We start from the raw sequence: 18102 nt of genomic DNA, 5'->3' as shown, positions 1-18102 counted from the left end.
CGTGGTCGTTCGTGGTTTGGGGGTTGGGGTTGGGGGAGGAGGGACTCGATGGATCAGCGGGCGTCGCCCGTGCGTTGGCGTTGTGGCTGCCAGACGATGACCGCCTGGCTGAGCGGCACGAGGTCGCGCCGGTAGTGGCGATGGAGCTCGCGCTCGCGCTCGCGGGCGCGCTGGCGCGCAGCGTCGAGTTCGGCGCGGAGCCGCTCGACCTCCTCCTCGAGCTCGATGACGCGCTTCACGCCCTCGAGGTTGAGGCCCTGCTCCGTGAGCTCGATGATGCGGCGCAGGCGAGCGAGGTCGGCCTCGGAGTAGCGCCGAGAGCCGCCGCCGGTGCGCCTCGGCTCCAAGAGGCCACGGCGCTCGTAGACGCGCAGGGTCTGCGGATGGAGCCCCGTGAGCTCTGCGGCGACGGAGATCACGTACAGGCCGCGGGAGCGCTCCGGGGAGTGCGATCGGTCGTGCTCAGCCATCTCACCTCCTCTCGTGGCTCAGAGCACCTCAGGCTGCGTCGTGGGGGAAGACGCGAGCGAAGTCCTCGAGGTAGCGCCGCTGCTTGGCATCGAGCTTGTCCGGCACGTCGATGTCGATCGTGACCAGAAGGTCGCCGCGGGCTCCCTTGCGCTTGGGGTTGGGGAGCCCCTTGCCGCGGACCCGCAGCACCGTGCCGGCGCTCGTGCCAGGCGGAACCTTCACCGAGACCGTGCCGTCGAGGGTGGGCACGGTGAGGACGGTGCCGAGGGCGGCGTCGGCGAAGCTGATCGTGCGACGCAACGTGAGATCCGCTCCGCGTCGACCGAACATCGGATGCGGCAGCACGTGCACCCGCACGAAGAGGTCGCCCGCAGGAGCCCCGTTGCGCCCCGGCGCGCCACGGCCGCGCAGGCGGATGGTCGAGTCGGGCTCGACACCCGCGGGGATCCTCGCCTTCACGATGCGGGTTCGGTGCTCGGTGCCGGTGCCGTGGCACGAGGGACAGGGCTGCTCGATGATGAGGCCGCGGCCGTGGCACGCAGGACAGGGCTGCGAGAAGGAGAAGAACCCCTGGTTGTCCGAGACCGTCCCGGTCCCATTGCAGCGGGCGCAGGTCTTCGGCACGGTGCCGGGGGCTGCACCCGTACCCTTGCACACCGAGCACGCCGCCTCACCGGTGACGGGGATCTGCACCTCGGCGCCACGAGCTGCGTCCTCGAACGAGATGGTGACCTCGGCCTCTTGGTCGGCGCCGCGTCGAGGCCCGCTGGCCTCGCGACGGCCCCGATTGAACAGCGAGCCGATCAGATCGCCGAGGTCCTCAGCATGGAACGTCCCGGCGCCACGGGTGCCGTTGCCGGTGGGGGCGCCCATGGATCCGAGCGGACCGAGGCGCCGCACCTCGTCGTACTCCTTGCGCTTGGCGGGATCGCCGAGGACGTCGTAGGCCGCGGAGACCTCCTTGAAGCGCTCCTCGTGCCCGGGGTTCGCATCGGGGTGGTACTGGCGGGCCAACTTGCGATACGCACGCTGGATGTCCTTCTCGCTCGCCGTCTCGGGAACGCCGAGGATCTTGTAGTAGTCCTTCTCGAACCACTCTCTCGCCGGGGCCACGTCAGCTCACCTCCCTTCTCGCCCCTCGTGACGAGCCCGTCTCGCTCGTCGCGTTCACGATCCGCTCACACGCACCATCGCTGGTCGGATGACCTGTCCGCGCCAGCGGTACCCCGCCCGGAACACCTCCGTGACCGTGGGCTCGCCCTCGCCCTCCTCGTGGGCCACCGCATCGGCCTCGGTCGGGTCGAAGCGCTTGCCGATGGGCTCGACGACCTCGAGCCCTTCCTTGGTCAGCACCTCGTGGAAGACGCCGTGCACCTGGGCGAGCGCACTCGTCGTCTCCTCGGAGCCCTCCGCACGGGCGTGGGCGAGGGCGAGGTTCAAGGTGTCGAGCGCCGGCAGGAGCTTCGTCACGAAGCTCGCGACCGCAGCTTGACCGGCCTCGGCCTGTTGGCGCGCGACACGCTCGCGGTAGTTCTTGAACTCCGCCTGGAGCCGCTGTGCGGTCTCGAGGAACTCGTCGCGCTCCCGTGTGACGGCTGCGAGGTCCTCCATGATCGCCGCGAGGACCGGATCGCTCTCTCGCCCCTCGTCGTCGGGGCTCGGCTGCACCTCCGCGGTCGGCTCGTCGTCGCCGGTCGTCCCGTCGGGGGGGGACCCCCCGACGGGCGTGGCGTCCTCGGACGGCGTCACCGGCTCGTCGGCGTCGTCTCCGTACGGCTTGCCCATGGCTCAGGACCTCTGCTCTCCAGACTCGTCGACGATCTCGGCATCGACCACCTCATCCTCCGACGAGGTGCTCGACTGGCCGCTGGCATCGGCGCTCTGGGCGCTGCGCGAGGCCTCCTCGTAGAGCCGCTGGGTGAAGCTCTGGGACGCCGAGACCACCGCGTCGGTGGCGCTGCGGATCGCGGCGATGTCCGTGCCGTCGAGCGCGAGCTTCAGCTGCCCCAAGGCCTCGGTGACCCGATCCTTCTCGGGGCCCGAGAGCTTGTCGCCCTGTTCCGCGAGGAGCTTCTCGGTCTGGTACACGAGGGTGTCGGCGTTGTTGCGGACCTCGGCCTCCTCGCGCCGGCGACGGTCCTCGGCCTCGTGGGCCTCGGCGTCGCGCACCATGCGCTCGATCTCGTCCTTGCCGAGCGACGTCGTGCCCGAGATCGTGATCGACTGCTCCTTGCCGGTGGCGCGGTCCTTCGCCGACACGTGGACGATGCCGTTCGCGTCGATGTCGAAGGTCACCTCGATCTGCGGCACACCACGCGGCGCTGGCGGGATCCCGACGAGCTGGAACCGGCCCAGCGTCTTGTTGTAGGCCGCCATCTCGCGCTCGCCCTGGAGCACGTGGATCTCGACCGAGGGCTGGTTGTCGTCGGCCGTGGTGAAGACCTCGGTGCGCTTGGTGGGGATGGTCGTGTTGCGCTCGATGAGCTTGGTCATCACGCCGCCCTTGGTCTCGATGCCGAGCGACAGCGGGGTGACGTCGAGCAACAGGACGTCCTTCACCTCGCCCTTGAGCACGCCGGCCTGGATCGCCGCACCGACGGCCACCACCTCGTCCGGGTTGACGCCGCGGTGCGGCTCCTTGCCGGTGAGCTTGGTGACGAGCTCCTGGATGGCGGGCATCCGGGTCGAGCCACCGACGAGGACCACGTGGTCGATGTCGCCGACCGACAGGTTCGCATCACGAATGGCCTGCTCGAACGGTGCGCGGCACGCCTCGACGAGATCGGCGGTGAGCTCTTGGAACTTTGCTCGGGTGAGCTTCATCTCGAGGTGCTTCGGCCCCTCGGTCGTCGCCGTGATGAACGGCAGGTTGACCATGGTCTCCAGCGACGCGGAGAGCTCGATCTTGGCCTTCTCGGCCGCCTCCTTGAGACGCTGCATCGCCATCTTGTCGGTCGAGAGGTCGACGCCCTCTTGGTTCTTGAAGCTCGCGACCAGCCAGTCGATGATGCGCTGGTCCCAGTCGTCGCCACCGAGGTGGGTGTTACCTGCGGTCGACTTGACCTCGAAGACGCCCTCGCCGATCTCGAGGATCGAGACGTCGAAGGTGCCACCGCCGAGGTCGAAGACGAGCACCGTCTGGTCCTCGGCTTCCTTGTCGAGGCCGTAGGCGAGGGCCGCAGCCGTCGGCTCGTTGATGATCCGCAGAACCTCGAGGCCGGCGATCTGTCCGGCCTCCTTCGTTGCCGTGCGCTGCGCGTCGTCGAAGTAGGCAGGGACGGTGATCACCGCCTGGGTGATGGTGTCGCCCAGGTAGGCCTCGGCATCTCGCTTCAGCTTGGCGAGGATCCGCGCGGAGATCTCCTGGGGCGTGTAGTGCTTCCCATCGATGTCGATGGTCCAATCGGTCCCCATGTGCCGCTTCACCGAGCGGATGGTCCGATCGGGGTTGGTGATGGCTTGGCGCTTGGCGACCTCGCCGACGAGCACCTCACCGGTCTTGGCGAAGGCCACGACGGACGGGGTGGTGCGTCCACCCTCCGCGTTGGGAATGACGACCGGGTCGCCACCTTCGAGGACGGCGACCACGGAGTTCGTGGTGCCAAGATCGATGCCGACTGCCTTGGGCATGGCTGCTCCTCCTGTGTTGTGCTTGCCTGTTACGACCGTGCTTGCTGTCCGTCCGTGTCTGCTGTGAGCTGGGCTGTGGGGATCGGCGTCTCCTGACGCGAGAGCCCCTGCGAAGCTTGAGTCACAGAATATCAAGTTTTAGGACGCTTCACGCCGCAGAAACATTCCCACACGGTTCAATCGGTCACCGACCAGCCGGTTCTTGACCATTGGCGTGGTGGGCTAGGCTCGAGCCACGTGGGCACGCTGATCCTCGTCCGGCACGGCCAGAGTACGTACAACGCGGAGAACCGCTTCACCGGGTGGGTGGATGTGCCACTCACCGACCAGGGTGTCGCGGAGGCGAAGGAGGCCGCCAAGGCGATCGAGGCCGACGGCCTTCGGCCGGACGTCCTCGTGACCTCCGTCCTCGAGCGCGCGATCACGACCGCTGAGCTGATGCTCCACGAACTCGAGCGCCCCTGGCTGCCGGTGCTGCGCAGCTGGCGGCTCAACGAGCGCCACTACGGGGCGCTCCAGGGACTCAACAAGGCCGAGACCGCAGCTCGCTACGGCGACGAGCAGGTCAAGCTGTGGCGTCGGAGCTTCGACGTGCGCCCACCCGAGACCGACGTCGAGGCCCAGCGTCTCCTGCATGCCGACGAGCGCTACCGCATGCTCCCGCTCGCACTCGTGCCTCGTACCGAGGCGCTGTGCGACGTGATCGATCGGGTGCTGCCGTACTACTACGACGTCATCGTGCCGCTGCTGTGGGACGGGCACACCGTGCTCGTGTCGGCGCACGGCAACTCGCTCCGGGGCCTCGTGAAGGTGCTGCGCGACCTCGACGATGACGAGGTGGTCTCGCTCGAGATCGCCAACGGCGAACCCCTCGTGTTCCGCGTGCCCTAGCCTGGCGGGGCACCCGAGTCGAAGGAGGTGGCGTGGGCGCCATCGTGGTCGTTGGCCTGCAGTGGGGCGACGAAGGCAAGGGCAAGATCACCGACCTACTCGCAGGGCGAGCCGCTGCCGTCGTGCGCTACCAGGGTGGACACAACGCGGGCCACACCATCGTCGTCGACGGCGATGCGTTCGCGCTCCAGCTCGTCCCGAGCGGCGTGCTCTATCCCGGCGTGATCCCCATCATCGGCAACGGCGTGGTCGTCGACCCGAAGGTGCTCGTCGAGGAGCTCCGCATGCTCGAAGAGCGCGGCGTGGACACGAGCCGGCTCGTCGTCTCGGGCAACGCACATCTCATCATGCCCTACCACCACGAGCTCGATCGACTCACCGAGCGCTACCTCGGCAAGGCACAGCTCGGCACCACGAAGCGCGGTATCGGTCCGGCCTATGCGGACAAGGCGGCCCGTATCGGCCTGAGAGTCCAGGATCTGCTCGACGAGAAGATCTTCCGGGCCAAGCTCGACGTGGCGCTGCGCGAGAAGAACCTCGTGCTCGCGAAGGGCTACAACCGTCTACCCATCGACCCCGAGCGGGTCGTCGCCGACTACCTCGGTACCTACGCACCCCTGATCGCGCCTCGGATCGTCGATTCGGTGGGGCTCGTCCAGCGACTCTGGCGCGAGGGCCGCACGATCCTGCTCGAAGGGGCCCAAGCCACCTTCCTCGATCTCGACCACGGCACGTATCCGTTCGTCACGTCGTCGAACCCCACCGCCGGTGGCGCCTGCACCGGCTCGGGCCTCGGGCCTCGCCAGATCGATCAGGTCATCGGCGTCGCCAAGGCCTACACCACGCGCGTCGGTGCCGGCCCCTTCCCGACCGAGCTCGAGGGGCCGCTCGCCGATGCGCTGGTTGATCGTGGTCACGAGTACGGGACGAACACGGGCCGGCGCCGCCGCACGGGCTGGCTGGACCTCGTGCTGCTCCAGCACGCGGTGCGCGTCAATTCGGTGAGCGAACTCGCCATCACCAAGCTCGACGTCCTCGACACCTTCGACGAGATCCAGGTGTGCACCGCCTACGAGGTCGCTGGTGAGAGGGTCGACGAGCTCCCGTATCACCAGTCGGATCTGCACCGCGCCCATCCCGTCACCGAGAAGCTGCCGGGCTGGAAGACCCCGATCGGACAGGTGACCACTGCATCCGCGCTTCCCGCGGCGGCTCGTCGGCTCCTCGAGTTCATCGAGGCGCGGATCGAGGTGCCGGTGCGCTGGGTCGGGGTCGGCCCGAGCCGCGACCAGATCGTGGAGCTCTCGTAGAGCCCATGCGAGTGCTCATCGTCGGCTCCGGAGCTCGCGAGCACGCGCTCGCCGACGCCGTCTCGCGTGGGGGAGCCTCGGTGGTGGTCGCCCCTGGCAACGCCGGGATCGCGACCCGCTTCGAGGTCAGTGCCGACGAGGCCAGAGCCATCGAGGCAGACCTCGTCGTCATCGGCCCGGAGGCTCCGCTCGTGGCCGGACTCGCCGACGACCTTCGCGCCGCGGGGCGCCTCGTCGTCGGACCAGGTGCAGCAGGGGCGGCGCTCGAGGGTTCGAAGATCGCGATGAAGCGGCTCTGCGACGCGGCCGGGGTCCCGACGGCTCGCTGGGGCGTCGCCACCACGATCGAGGAGGCCGCTGCGCTCTTCGATCGCTTCGGGCCCCCCTACGTCATCAAGACCGACGGGTTGGCGGCGGGCAAGGGCGTGCTCGTCACCCGCGACCGCCTGGCCGCGGAGGCAGACGTTCGGGCCAAGCTCTCGGGCGAGGCGTTCGGCGATGCGGGTCGGCGCCTCGTGATCGAGGAGGGTCTCGGTGGCCGAGAACTCTCGATGATCTGGTTGGTGAACGAGCGCGATGCGCGGCTGTTGCCCGTCGCCCAGGACCATAAGCGGCTCCTCGACGGCGACCTCGGTCCGAACACGGGCGGCATGGGTGCCTACGCACCGGCTCCCTGGGCCAACGACTCGCTCATCGAAGAAGCCACCGATCGGGTGCTCGAGCCACTCCTCGCCGAGCTTCGTCGGGTCGGGATCGTCTATCGAGGGTTTCTCTACGCCGGCTTGATGGCGACCGAGGACGGCCTGTCGCTGCTCGAGATCAACGTGCGCCTCGGCGACCCCGAGGCACAGGCGATCGCCCCGCTCCTCGGCGAAGGGTTCGTCGACGCCCTGGTCGCCGCTGCCCGCGGGGGCACCATCGGCGATCTCGATGTCCAGGCCGGCGCGGCGCTCGGGATCGTGATGGCGGCCCGTGGCTACCCGGAGGCGTCGATCGGTGGCGATCGCATCGAGGGGATCGCCGAGGCGGAGCGCCTCGGCGCGCGGGTCTACACCGCCGGGGTCCGTGCCGAGGCCGACGGCGCCCTCGCCACGACCGGTGGGCGCATCCTGACCGTCGTGGGCCGGGGCGACGACCTGGCCACGGCGCGCGAGGTGGCCTATCGGGCCCGTCAGGCGATTCGCATCGAGGGCGCGACCTGGCGCAGCGATCTAGGCTTGGGCGCCGAGTGAGCCCACGGTCCGACGACGTCGTCGCGCGCTCATCGCCGCGCGAAGCGGCGGACGGTGGGGCATGGTGCATCGGCGGCGTGGTCGGAAAGGAGTTGGCGTGATCCCTCGCTACGAGGATCCGGTGATCGCGCGACTCTTCGCCGACGAGGCGCGCCTCGGGCGCTGGATCGCGGTCGAGCTTGCCGTGACGGACGCCCTGGGGGCCCTCGGCGAGATCCCTGCCGAGGATGCCGCGCGCCTACGCCAGCTCGCCCCGACGCCCGACGAAGCCTTCGTCGAGGCCGTCAACGACCGCGAGCGCATCACCCATCATGACACTGCGGCCTTCGTCGACGTGCTCCAAGCCCGCATCGCCGATCCGGCTGCGCGGTGGATCCACTTCGGTCTCACCTCCTCCGACGTCGTCGACACCGCGCTGTCACTGGCGCTCGTGCACGCGACCGATCGGGTGCTCGAGCTCGTCGACGGACTCGCCGACACGCTGAGGGTCCGTGCGCTCGAGACGCGCGACCTCGTCTGCCTGGGTCGCACGCACGGCATGGCTGCCGAGCCGACCACGTTCGGCGCGAAGCTCGCCCTGTTCTGGCTCGCGCTCGAACGGGCGCGAGCTCGTCTCGTCGCTGCCCGCGAGACCATCAGCGTCGGCAAGCTCTCCGGCGCGGTCGGGACCTACTCCGCGCTCTCGCCGGCCATCGAGCGTCACGCGCTCGAGGCCCTCGGCTTGCGTCCCACGTCGGCGACGCAGGTGATCCCCCGCGACCGCCACGCGGACGTCGTGTGGGCGCTCGCTGCGCTCGGAGCCGTGCTCGAGACCATCGCCCTCGAGGTTCGTCACCTCGCGCGCAGCGAGGTCGGCGAGGTGGCCGAGCCCTTTGCCGTCGGCCAGAAGGGCTCATCGGCCATGCCGCACAAGCGCAACCCAGTGCTCGCAGAGCGCCTCTCGGGCATGGCCCGTCTCGCGCGCTCGGCCGTCGTGCCCGCGCTCGAGGACGTCGCCCTCTGGCACGAGCGCGACATCTCGCATTCGTCGGTCGAGCGCGTCATGCTGCCCGATGCCTTCCACGTGGCCTGCTACGGCACGTCGCTGGCGACGCGGATCGTGGCGGGCCTCACCGTACACCCCGAGGCGATGGCGCAGAACCTCGCCGCCACACGCGGTCTCGTGTACTCGCAGCAGGTGCTACTCGCACTCGTGCGCCGCGGGATGGCTCGCGACGACGCCTACCGCATCGTTCAGGCAGCGGCCGCTCGCACCCTGGACGAGGACGTGCCCTTCCTCGATGCGCTGGCCGACGACCCCGCCGTGCCGCTCTCCCCGGGCGAGCTCGCCGAGCTCGCCTCCGCGGAGCGCCTGGTCGCGAACCTTGCCCCCCTGTTCGCTCGTCTCGAGGAGGCATCGTGAGCCTCACGCGCGTTGGTGTCGGCAAGGTCCGTGAGACCTGGGTGGATCCGAGGGACGAGGCGGCGCTGCTGGTCGTCGCCACCGACCGCGTGAGCGCTTTCGACGTCGTCCTTCCTGAGCTCGTCCCCGACAAGGGTCGGCTGCTCACGGCCATCGCGGCCGCGGCCTTCGAGCGCGTCGCGAGCGACGTGGCCACCCACCTCCTCGAGGTCGCGACCGACGTCCCCGATGTGTGGCTCGGTCGTACGCTTCGGGTGCGGCGACTCGCGATGCTGCCGGTCGAGTGCGTGGTGCGCGGTCGGCTGGTGGGCAGCGCCTGGGAGTCCTACCAGCGCGACGGCACCGCGTTCGGTCGCGAGCTGCCACGGGACCTCGACTTCGGTGCTCCATTCCCCGAGCCCCTGTTCACCCCGACGACCAAGGCTCACGTCGGCCACGACCTGCCGCTCGGGCCAGACGAGCTCGGCGAGCTCGTCGGCGAGCGGCGTGCTCGCGAGCTCGCCGACCGGTCCCTCGAGGTGTTCTCCCTGCTCGCGTCCTGGTTCGACGCGAAGGGGCTCACCTTGGTGGATGCGAAGTTCGAGTTCGGCCTCGACGGGCGTGCGTTGGTGCTCGCCGACGAGATCGCTACGCCCGACGCGGCTCGCATCGTCGCCGGGGACCTCGGCCAGAACCCCCAGTGGCTCGACAAGCAGCTCCTTCGGGACTGGCTCGTGGCCGAGGGTTTCCGTGGCGAGGGACCGCCACCTCCCCTGCCGAGCGATCTCGTCGGTGAGCTGCGTGGCCGCTACGTGACGGTCTACGAGACGCTGACGGGACGCTCGTTCGACGAGTGGCCGGGCAGCGCCGATCCCTACGGAGGAGAGCGGGCATGAGTGCGCACACCTGGGTGGCGTTGGTCGTGGTCGAGCCGAGACCGGGCATCGCGGACCCCGAGGGGCGGGCCATCACGGACGCGGCTCGGCACCTCGAGCTCGCGCCGGGTGTCAACGTGAGTGCGGGACGCGCCTTTCGCCTCGAGCTTCGCGCCGTCGACGAGCGTGATGCGCTGGACCAGGCCAGCGTGCTCGCCGAGCGCCTCCTCGCCAATCCGGTGATCCAGACGTGGCGCATCGCCGAACTCGAGGTCGTTGCCCCGTGAGCAGTGTCGCCGTCGTCGTCTTCCCAGGCACGAACTGCGAGCACGACGTGGTCGGCGCCTACGCCGAACTCGGCGTCACCGCCCGCCTCGTCCACCATGGCGAGAGCGAGCTCGGAGCGGTCGACGCCGTCGTGATCCCTGGTGGGTTCTCCTACGGTGACTACCTGCGACCCGGAGCGATCGCACGGTTTGCGCCGGCCATGGGCGCGGTGATGGATGCAGCGCGGCGTGGGGTCCCGATCCTCGGGATCTGCAACGGCTTCCAGGTGCTGTGCGAGGCGGGGCTCCTGCCGGGCGCGCTCCAGAAGAACGCGGGCCTCAGCTTCCTGTGTGAGCACGTCGAGGTCGAGGTCGCGAGCGTCGAGAGCGTCTTGACCCAGAAGATGAGGGCACACGAGCGTCTGTCGCTGCCGATCAATCACTTCGAGGGCAACTTCACCGCCGACGACGACACGCTACGCAGGCTCGAGGAGTCCGGTCGCGTCGTGCTCCGCTACGTCGCGAATCCGAACGGCTCGGCCCACGACATCGCCGGGATCGCGGATGCGTCGGGTCGCGTGGTCGGTCTCATGCCGCATCCGGAGCGAGCCGGCGGAGGCTACGGTCTTGCCGAGCCCGCCGGCCGGTTGCTCGCTGGTCTGCTCGGTTAGGCGTCGGTCGGCACGAGCGCCGGCACGTCCTGGGTACGACCGAGCACGATCCGGTGCGCGCCGACCACGAGGGCTGGCTCGCCCGACGGAGCCAGCGAGCCGACGACGGTCGCGTCGAGGTCCTTCGCCGACGCCCAGGCCACGAGCCTCTCCGGGTCGTCGGTGGCGACGAGGACCCGCGACGGGTGCTCGCCGACGAGCGCGAGCGTGTCCGTGGTCTCGAGCCGAGCCTCCTGCCGACTGCGAAGGGCGAACCTGGCGGCTGATCGCGCGAGCCCGCCGGCGGACAGGTTGGTTGCCGCGCTCACCTCGTCCCCGACGACGAGGTCCGCCACCGCGTCGCACAGACGACGGTGCGCTTCCCAGTCGAGCGGCGCCAGGGTGCCGCCATCGACACCCGCCACGGCCGCCGCTCGCGAGCCCGCGAGCTGGGGTTCTGCCCCTCGTGGCGCGAGGACGACGAGGCTGCCGTGGGCGCGCTCCGGAGCGGGTACCGGCGCGGTCGGCGTGGCGCGCTCGCCGAGCAGCGACACGATGGGGGTCGGGTCGATGTCGATCCCGTCTGCCTCGTTGTAGAGACTGACGTTGCCACCGACGACGGGGACCCCCAGTGCTCGGGCTGCCTCGGCGATGCCGTCGATGCTCTCGGCGAGCTGCCACATCACCGTGGGGTGCTCGGGGTTGCCGAAGTTCAAGCAGTCGACGAGAGCCAGGGGCGTTGCCCCCACGCACGCGAGGTTCGCGACGCCTTCGGCGACCAGCCACGTAGCCCCATGACGCGGGTCGACACGGGTCCAGCGGTTGTTGCCATCGACGGTGATGGCGATGGCGCGTCCGGTGTCGCCGACCTCGGGCGTGCGCACACGCAGGAGTGCCGCGTCGGCGCCTGGTTCGACCAGGCTCGTGCGAAACAGCATGTGGTCGTAGCGTCGCCACACCCCGGCGGGGTCGATCGGGTCGTTGACGACCTCGGCGAGGAGCGTCGCTCCCGGCGCATCGAGGGTCACGACCTGTGCGCGTCGCTCGGTGAGGTCGGCCGGCGGCGCCATGGGGCGTCGATAGCGCGGCCCGTCGTGGGCGAGCAGCCGCGCCGGGATGACGGCGGCGAGCGGTCCCCCGTCGCTCTCGAAGGCTCGCAGAACTCCTTCACCGGCGTACGGGCCCTCCGCATCGGGTGGGCGCACCACCCCGATGACCGACGCGGTCACCTCGAAGCGTCGGCAGGTCGCGATGACCTCGTCGAGGAGCCCGGGCTCGACGATGGCGAGCATGCGCTCTTGCGACTCCGAGCACAGGACCTCCATCGGCGTCATCCCGGGCTCACGACGTGGCACGGCGTCGAGGAAGATGTCCATCCCGACGCCCGCTGCGGCCGCCGTCTCCGAGGTCGCGCACGTCAGTCCCGCGCCGCCGAGGTCCTGGACGCCGGTGACGAGGCCGGCGCGCATGAGCGCGAGGCACGCCTCGATCAGCTTCTTCTCCTCGAACGGATCGCCGACCTGCACGCTCGGGCGCTTCTGCTCCGCGGTGGCATCGAAGCCGGCAGAGGCCAGCACGGAGACCCCGCCGATGCCGTCTCGTCCGGTCGGGGCGCCGAGGAGGACGACGTAGTTGCCGATACCCTCGGCGCGAGCACGCACGAGCGCCTCGGTGGGCGCGACACCCACCGCGACGACGTTGACGAGGGGATTGGCGCCGTAGCACGCATCGACCCGTAGCTCGCCCCCGACCGTCGGCACCCCGACCGCGTTGCCGTAAGCAGAGATGCCGCCGACGACTCCGTCGGTGATCCAGCGGCTCCTCGCGTCGTCCTGGGGCCCCATCCACAGCGAATCGAGCAGCGCGATGGGTCGTGCTCCGACGGTGAAGATGTCGCGGAGGATGCCGCCGACCCCGGTTGCAGCACCCTGGTGTGGTTCGATCGCACTCGGATGGTTGTGGCTCTCCATGCGGATCGCGACCGCCACCGAGTCCGTCAGCGCGACGACGCCGGCGTTCTCGCCAGGGCCCATGATGACACGCGAACCACGTGACGGGAGTCGGCCGAGCAGTGCCCGTGAGGACTTGTAGGACGCGTGCTCCGACCACATGATGGAGAACATCGCGAGCTCGGTATCGTTCGGCTCGCGCCTGAGCAACGTGTGAATGCTCTCGTACTCGTCGTCGGTCAGCCCGAGGGATCGGTGGCGCGGCTCGTCCATGGCGCCAGCCTACCGGGCCGCCATTGTGCGATCGGAGGTCACGCCCACGCTCGAGCTGGGAGGCAGCAATTATGAGCGCACGGTGGCGATCGCAATTGCATTGCAAAGACGACCTGATTCGCTGTGTCGGTGCGATACATTGGATGAACTCGTCCGGCCAGTATGATGGTTGTTGGTGAGCATCGAGCTCATGGGAAGTAGGGAAGAGCGGCGACCTCGACACCGTTTGACGATCAGGAGGACGATCAGGAGAGTGTGGGCCTCGCCTCGCCTGGCGAGAGCCTGAAGCGGCGTTCCGGCTCGCTCATTCCGGCGGGTTCGTCTCGGCGGTTTTGCGTGGGTGGGAGACGGCTCAGGTGACTCCCCCTGGCCGGCTCCGACGCGACTGCGCCGACGATCGGCGTGGTTGGGCCGGTGGACGCAACGTCGAGGGGAGCGTGGATGAGCTGCGCTGATGGCTCTCTTGGTTGTGGTGTCGGCACCTCGCCGTCGCGTTCGGAGCGCTGGGTCGCCGACCGGGGACCTCGGTCGGAAGTGGCAGCTGTCTCGCGGTGATGGAGACAAGGAGAAGGAGCAGCAATGGCTGATGACGGTCGTCAGATGAGTGGCGAGCAGCGCGCGGCGATCGCCCGCGGGCGTAGGGAGTCCCAGGCCGTGGACGCCTACCTGCGCTATCTCGAGGAGAACAAGCCGAGGCGTGGGCGCCGCCGCACTCCCGAGCGTGTTCGTATGCTCTTGGATCAGGTGACGGCAGACCTCGAGAGCGCAACCGGGGTGCACCGGATCGAGCTGTTGCAGCAGCGCAAGGACCTCGAGAGTGAGTTGTGGCGCCTGGAGCATCAGGCCGACAACAAGGAGCTCGAAGAGGCGTTCATCGAGCATGCAGCGCGCTATGGGGAACGCAAGGGGATCAGCTACGAGACCTGGCGCGAGGCCGGCGTGAGTGCGGAGGTGCTCGAGCGGGCTGGGATCGTGCCGAACACGACCGACGAGCTGCGTCGGCGCCGCTAGGCAGCGTTGGGACGCTGGGCCCCGTCGTCGCCGACCGTTCCGGCGGCGGCGATGGGGAGCGTCGGGCCGTGGCGCCCCCCCACCAATGGCACCACGACGACCGCGAGGCCGACGATGACGAGCGCCGAGATGGCGCGTGCGTCCATGCCGGCGACGATGGCCCCCGCGACGGCTGCAGCGAGCATGGCCGCGGCGAGCAGTGCCCGTGGTCTGGCGAGGGCCGCGAGAACCGCGCCGCACGCGACGACGAGTGCGGCGAACGGATGGTGTATGCCCACGGCGGCGACGTAGGCGCGGGTCGCGGCCGCGTCGCCGGTGAGGCGCCAGTCGACGAAGGGCACCCCGACCACGAGCGCCGCGCTCGGGAAGGCAAGGACGGCGAAGAACGCGAGGCCGGCCTCGTCCCTACCACGAGCCCCGAGTCCCACGAGCACCACCGCGCCGATGCTGAGCGCGCAGAGGGCAAGGGGCGGGTCGCTGAGCGCGAGCGCGCAGAGGGCAAGCCCTGCGCCGACCCCAGCCGTGACCGTGTCGCCGAGCACGAAGGCGCCGGCTTCGGCGACGGACACGACGAGGAGTGCGAGGAGCGCGAGGTCGATCACCCCGGCCGCCGTCGTGCCTGCGAGCACGAGGAGCCACCACAACGCGACCAGTGCAGCCGTGACCATCGCTGGCGTCGCTTCGAGCCGAGTCGCGATCCAGCGATGCGCGCTCGCGATGGCGAGACCTACGGCGAGCGGCGTCATGGTCGCGAGGGCGATGACGACGACCGCGTGGAGTGAGCCGATGCCGAGGGGATCGACGTGGTCGAGGACGACGGTGCCCGGGCCCAGGCGAAGGAGTCCGACGATCTCGGCGATCGCGAGCGGGAGTGCACTCGCGGCCACGATCCACCAGCGAATGCGCCGGCCCCTCACAGCGCGACTCCGTGGTCGGTCTTGTCCCAGTAGTGCGGCCGGGTCACGAGCTGGGCGAGGGCTCGATAGGCCGCGAGCGAGTGCAAGATCCAGTAGACCGGCGTGAGCAAGGCGGCCCACACGAGCGACCATTGACGCCGACGGAAGACGGCCACGATGGAGAGGTAGATCACCACGGCGTTGCCGATGACGAGGTCGACGAATCCGACGGCGAGCGCCCAGCGCGGTACGAGATCGACGAGGACGTGCGGCGAGAGGACGAGAGAGGCCACGAAGGTCAGGTCGAGGGGCACGATCGTCCAGAAGGCGATCGGCGTGCCGGCGATGAGGACGGCGAAGGCGAGGGCCTGGATCGGCCCGACCGCTCGGACCAGCCGGATCGGGTGGCGGGCGTGCACGAGGGCTGTCTGGACGTAGCCCTTGATCCAGCGCGTCCGTTGGCGGATGAAGGCGCCGGGGCGAGCGGTCGCCTCCTCCCACGTGGTGGAGGCGGCGGTGGCGACCCGGGCACCCTTCACCGCGGCCCGAATGCCGAGATCGGCATCCTCGGTGACGTTGAACGGATCCCAGCCTCCCAACGAGCGCAGCAGCTGCGTGCGGAAGTGATTCGAGGTCCCTCCCAGTGGGATCGGCAGCTCGAGCGCCTCGAGGCCGGGGAGGAGGTAATCGAACCACTGGGAGTACTCGAGGGTGAACAGGCGCGTGAGCAGGTTGTGGCGGGCGTTGTGGTAGTTCAGCGCTGCCTGGACGCACGCAAGGTCGTGGTCGGCGTCGGCGAAGATCGAGGCCACGATCCGGAGCTGGTCGGGTTCGGGTCGATCCTCGGCGTCGTAGATCACGAGCAGCTCACCGGAGGCGAGCGCGAGCCCGACGTTCAAGGCCTTCGGCTTCGTCGCGGGCCCCTCGGGCGGCACGGTCACGACGGTGACCCAGCTCGGCGGGCGCGCCGCGACGAGCGCGTCCCGGGTGGCGTCGTCGTCGGCCTCGACGAGTACGAGCGCCTCGAGCTTCTCTGGTGGGTAGTCGAGGTTGGCGAGCGAGGTCATGAGCGCCGGGACCACCGCCGCCTCTCGATACAACGGGACGAGGATGGTGTAGGTCGGCAGGTCTGCGTCGTCGAGGAGGCGCTCTGGCACGACCCACGGCACGCCGGCGCCCCGGAAGGCAACGACCGCTCGAAAGAGCACGACGAGCGCGAGGAGGGTGGCAGCGCCAGCGAGTGCGGCCCCGAGGAGTGCTCGGGTGTCGACGATGCCAACGAGGACGACCACGACCGCGACGACGACGAGGCCGATGGCTTGGGCCCTCGTGAGCACGTGGGCTGCCGACAGGTCGAGATCCGTCTCCGCGAGACCGTAGGCCGCTCGTCGGCCGATGTGATCGGCGCCTGCGCGCACGATGTAGCGGAGCAGGTCCCACTCGGTGGTGAGCACGAGCCGGACAGGAGCGCCGCTGAGACGTTCGGCGCTCTCGCGCACGGTGTCGGTCGGCACCTCCGAGCTCGCAACCACGAGCGTGCCATCGTCGTCTCGGTCGATCGGGACCAGCCGCTCGCGGACGCACGCCTCGAGGTCGAGCCCCTCGAGCAGCTCCCGTCGTGGCTCGCGATCGACGAGGGTCACGAAGGGCACGCGAGCGCGTTCTGCGAGCACACGGGCGAGATCGAGGCGTGGGACGATGCCTCGGCGTACGAGCACCTCACCGAGGCGTCGTCGGCTCCGGGTCTGCTGCTCGAGTGCCACGGCGAGGTCGTGCTCGTCGAGCAGGCCCGCGGCCACGAGCGCGGCGCCGAGCGGTGGCGAAGCTGCGCGCTCGCGAAGCCGCGGGCTCTCCATCTGGCCCTCCTCGGTGATCAGCGATCACCAGGTCATCGGCCGCCGTGACGGCGGCTTGAGACAGGGCTGCTCAGGAGCTCGCGAGGGTGCGCGCGGCGAAGCCGAGCACGCTCGCGGGTACGGTTGGTTCGTACCACTGGGTGCGGCGATGGAGGTCGCGGGCAAAGAGCCAGCCGGCGAGCCGCTGCCCCACGCCCGAGGCCGCGGGCCCCACGACGACGATGCGCTCGGCCGGAGCGAGGAGCTCGTCGAGCACGGCTGGGATGGGATCGGTCTGGACGAGCTCGACGACGCTGGGGGTGCGTCGCTCGCCTGCGACCAGTGCACGCGCCTGGGCAGTTGCGAGGGCGCCTGCTGCCCAGGTGACCATGACGAAGCTCGGGTCGGCAGCGAGATGGTGCACGACGCGCTCGCCTACTCCTGCGACCCGCCCGACGGTCGATACGACGACGCGCAAGCCCGCACCTGCCACCAGCGCACCGAGGGCGAGTGCCACGTCCTCCGTGCGGATCGGAGCGAGTTCCAGCGTTGGCGCAGGGGAGGCGGCGATCAGCGTGTCGCCATCGACGTCGAGGATCACCGCACGCGCACCGGCGCTGGCGACCTCTCGCGCGAGCCCCTCGGGATCGGGGACCCCGATGACCGGGGCCCGGAGGCGCACCTCGAGGTCGCGGGCGAGCCCCGTGCGGGTGATGCGAACGATCCCCGCGCCGCCGAGAAATGCCCGCACGGGGGCGTCGGGACCTCGGTCGTCGACCGCCTCGAGCGCCGTCTCGGCCGTGATGGGTGGTTTGAAGGCGACGACCTCGAGCGGTTGGGCATCTCGGAGCGCGCGGCGCGCTCGGCGACGCAGGAGTTCCTCCGGTGCCTCGACCGTGTGCTCGGGCGTGTGCACGATCACCGCGGCCGGTCCTTCACGCCGGGCGAGGTCTCGACCCAGCGAGATACCTGCGACGAGGTCGTCGCCGCGGAGCTCGTCGCGGTGCCACCCGGCGGCACGGACCAGCGCCGCGCGCGCTGGCGAGTCGGTGAGGGCGATCGCGCGAGCTCGGTGACGAACCAGCTCTCGTGCGACGGCGAACTCCTGGTCGTCGATGGTCCCATCGAGCCAGCAGACGACCGGCACCTCAGCGCTGGCGAGGGCGAGCGCGGCGAGCGTCGAGGTCTCCCACACCGACGCGCCGTGTGCGCCCGAGGCCGCCGCATGACCGATGGCGATCGCTCGATCACTGGTCGCGAGGCCACCCAGCGCAGCGAGCCCGACGCCAAGGCCGAGGGCCGCCAGCGAGCCGGAGCGAGGGGTGGTCGCGATCCACGAGGTGAGTGCTCGCTCGGCGACCTCGCGGGTTCGCTCATCGAGGGTGCGCAGGGGGTTCGCCATGGCGTGGCCAACCTAGCCGACGAGGGGCAA

Annotated in this window: 16 protein-coding genes; 8 read left to right on the top strand and 8 right to left on the bottom strand. The window is 70.0% G+C overall.

From position 1 onward, the window contains the following. Positions 1-53: 53 nt before the first annotated feature. Genes AFER_RS10165 through dnaK form a run of 4 tightly spaced genes read right to left on the bottom strand, consistent with a single transcriptional unit; the run spans position 54 to position 4101 of the window. Positions 54-470, bottom strand: coding sequence for a heat shock protein transcriptional repressor HspR (locus AFER_RS10165; protein ID WP_015799343.1), 417 nt, complete (start codon positions 468-470; stop codon positions 54-56). A 28-nt stretch (positions 471-498) separates the two neighbouring features. Continuing rightward, positions 499-1584: a molecular chaperone DnaJ gene (gene dnaJ / locus AFER_RS10160; protein WP_015799342.1), complete on the bottom strand. Its 1086-nt coding sequence runs from the start codon at positions 1582-1584 to the stop codon at positions 499-501. A 54-nt stretch (positions 1585-1638) separates the two neighbouring features. Next, positions 1639-2256 (bottom strand): nucleotide exchange factor GrpE, encoded by a 618-nt coding sequence (locus tag AFER_RS11345; protein WP_015799341.1) that lies wholly within the window; start codon positions 2254-2256, stop codon positions 1639-1641. Between the two features lie 3 nt (positions 2257-2259). After that, the gene (dnaK, locus tag AFER_RS10150; protein ID WP_015799340.1) at positions 2260-4101 is read right to left on the bottom strand and encodes a molecular chaperone DnaK; all 1842 of its coding nucleotides are present in this window, start codon (positions 4099-4101) and stop codon (positions 2260-2262) included. A 237-nt stretch (positions 4102-4338) separates the two neighbouring features. Here dnaK and AFER_RS10145 point away from each other — a divergent pair, with 237 nt between their 5' ends. From AFER_RS10145 to purQ, 7 genes are all read left to right on the top strand, one after another. Beyond that, complete coding sequence (locus AFER_RS10145) at positions 4339-4992, top strand: 2,3-bisphosphoglycerate-dependent phosphoglycerate mutase (RefSeq protein WP_015799339.1); 654 nt, start codon at positions 4339-4341, stop codon at positions 4990-4992. A gap of 32 nt (positions 4993-5024) precedes the next feature. Next, positions 5025-6302: an adenylosuccinate synthase gene (locus tag AFER_RS10140; protein ID WP_015799338.1), complete on the top strand. Its 1278-nt coding sequence runs from the start codon at positions 5025-5027 to the stop codon at positions 6300-6302. 5 nt (positions 6303-6307) lie between these two features. Continuing rightward, positions 6308-7534 carry a phosphoribosylamine--glycine ligase gene (gene purD / locus AFER_RS10135; RefSeq protein WP_015799337.1) on the top strand — a complete coding sequence of 409 codons (1227 nt, stop codon included), beginning with the start codon at positions 6308-6310 and terminating at the stop codon, positions 7532-7534. A gap of 97 nt (positions 7535-7631) precedes the next feature. Then, on the top strand, positions 7632-8936 hold the full coding sequence (gene purB, locus AFER_RS10130) for an adenylosuccinate lyase (protein WP_015799336.1): 1305 nt from the start codon (positions 7632-7634) through the stop codon (positions 8934-8936). Beyond that, positions 8933-9811 (top strand): phosphoribosylaminoimidazolesuccinocarboxamide synthase, encoded by an 879-nt coding sequence (locus tag AFER_RS10125; protein ID WP_015799335.1) that lies wholly within the window; start codon positions 8933-8935, stop codon positions 9809-9811. The genes purB and AFER_RS10125 overlap by 4 nt, the downstream gene beginning before the upstream one ends. Further along, positions 9808-10077: a phosphoribosylformylglycinamidine synthase subunit PurS gene (gene purS / locus AFER_RS10120; RefSeq protein ID WP_015799334.1), complete on the top strand. Its 270-nt coding sequence runs from the start codon at positions 9808-9810 to the stop codon at positions 10075-10077. Before AFER_RS10125 ends, purS begins: the two co-directional genes overlap by 4 nt. Continuing rightward, positions 10074-10727 carry a phosphoribosylformylglycinamidine synthase subunit PurQ gene (gene purQ, locus AFER_RS10115; protein ID WP_015799333.1) on the top strand — a complete coding sequence of 218 codons (654 nt, stop codon included), beginning with the start codon at positions 10074-10076 and terminating at the stop codon, positions 10725-10727. Before purS ends, purQ begins: the two co-directional genes overlap by 4 nt. Here the strand turns inward: purQ and purL are convergent. Next, complete coding sequence (gene purL / locus AFER_RS10110; RefSeq protein WP_015799332.1) at positions 10724-12928, bottom strand: phosphoribosylformylglycinamidine synthase subunit PurL; 2205 nt, start codon at positions 12926-12928, stop codon at positions 10724-10726. The genes purQ and purL overlap by 4 nt on opposite strands. Positions 12929-13507: 579 nt before the next feature. Here purL and AFER_RS10105 point away from each other — a divergent pair. After that, entirely contained in the window at positions 13508-13939 is a 432-nt protein-coding gene (locus tag AFER_RS10105; RefSeq protein WP_015799331.1) for a hypothetical protein, read from the top strand. Here the strand turns inward: AFER_RS10105 and AFER_RS10100 are convergent. The 3 genes from AFER_RS10100 to AFER_RS10090 all read right to left on the bottom strand — a co-directional run bounded on the left by AFER_RS10100 (position 13936) and on the right by AFER_RS10090 (position 18072). After that, positions 13936-14856, bottom strand: a complete 921-nt coding sequence (locus tag AFER_RS10100; RefSeq protein WP_015799330.1) for a hypothetical protein — start codon at positions 14854-14856, stop codon at positions 13936-13938. The two genes, AFER_RS10105 and AFER_RS10100, sit on opposite strands and share 4 nt — an antisense overlap. Continuing rightward, positions 14853-16691: a glycosyltransferase gene (locus AFER_RS10095; RefSeq protein WP_015799329.1), complete on the bottom strand. Its 1839-nt coding sequence runs from the start codon at positions 16689-16691 to the stop codon at positions 14853-14855. The genes AFER_RS10100 and AFER_RS10095 overlap by 4 nt, the downstream gene beginning before the upstream one ends. Positions 16692-16761: 70 nt before the next feature. Beyond that, positions 16762-18072, bottom strand: a complete 1311-nt coding sequence (locus AFER_RS10090) for a hypothetical protein (RefSeq protein ID WP_015799328.1) — start codon at positions 18070-18072, stop codon at positions 16762-16764. Positions 18073-18102: the final 30 nt, after the last annotated feature.

The organism is Acidimicrobium ferrooxidans DSM 10331, from assembly GCF_000023265.1.
Taxonomy (GTDB): Bacteria; Actinomycetota; Acidimicrobiia; order Acidimicrobiales; family Acidimicrobiaceae; genus Acidimicrobium; species Acidimicrobium ferrooxidans.
This window is presented reverse-complemented; position numbering and strand designations above follow the sequence as displayed.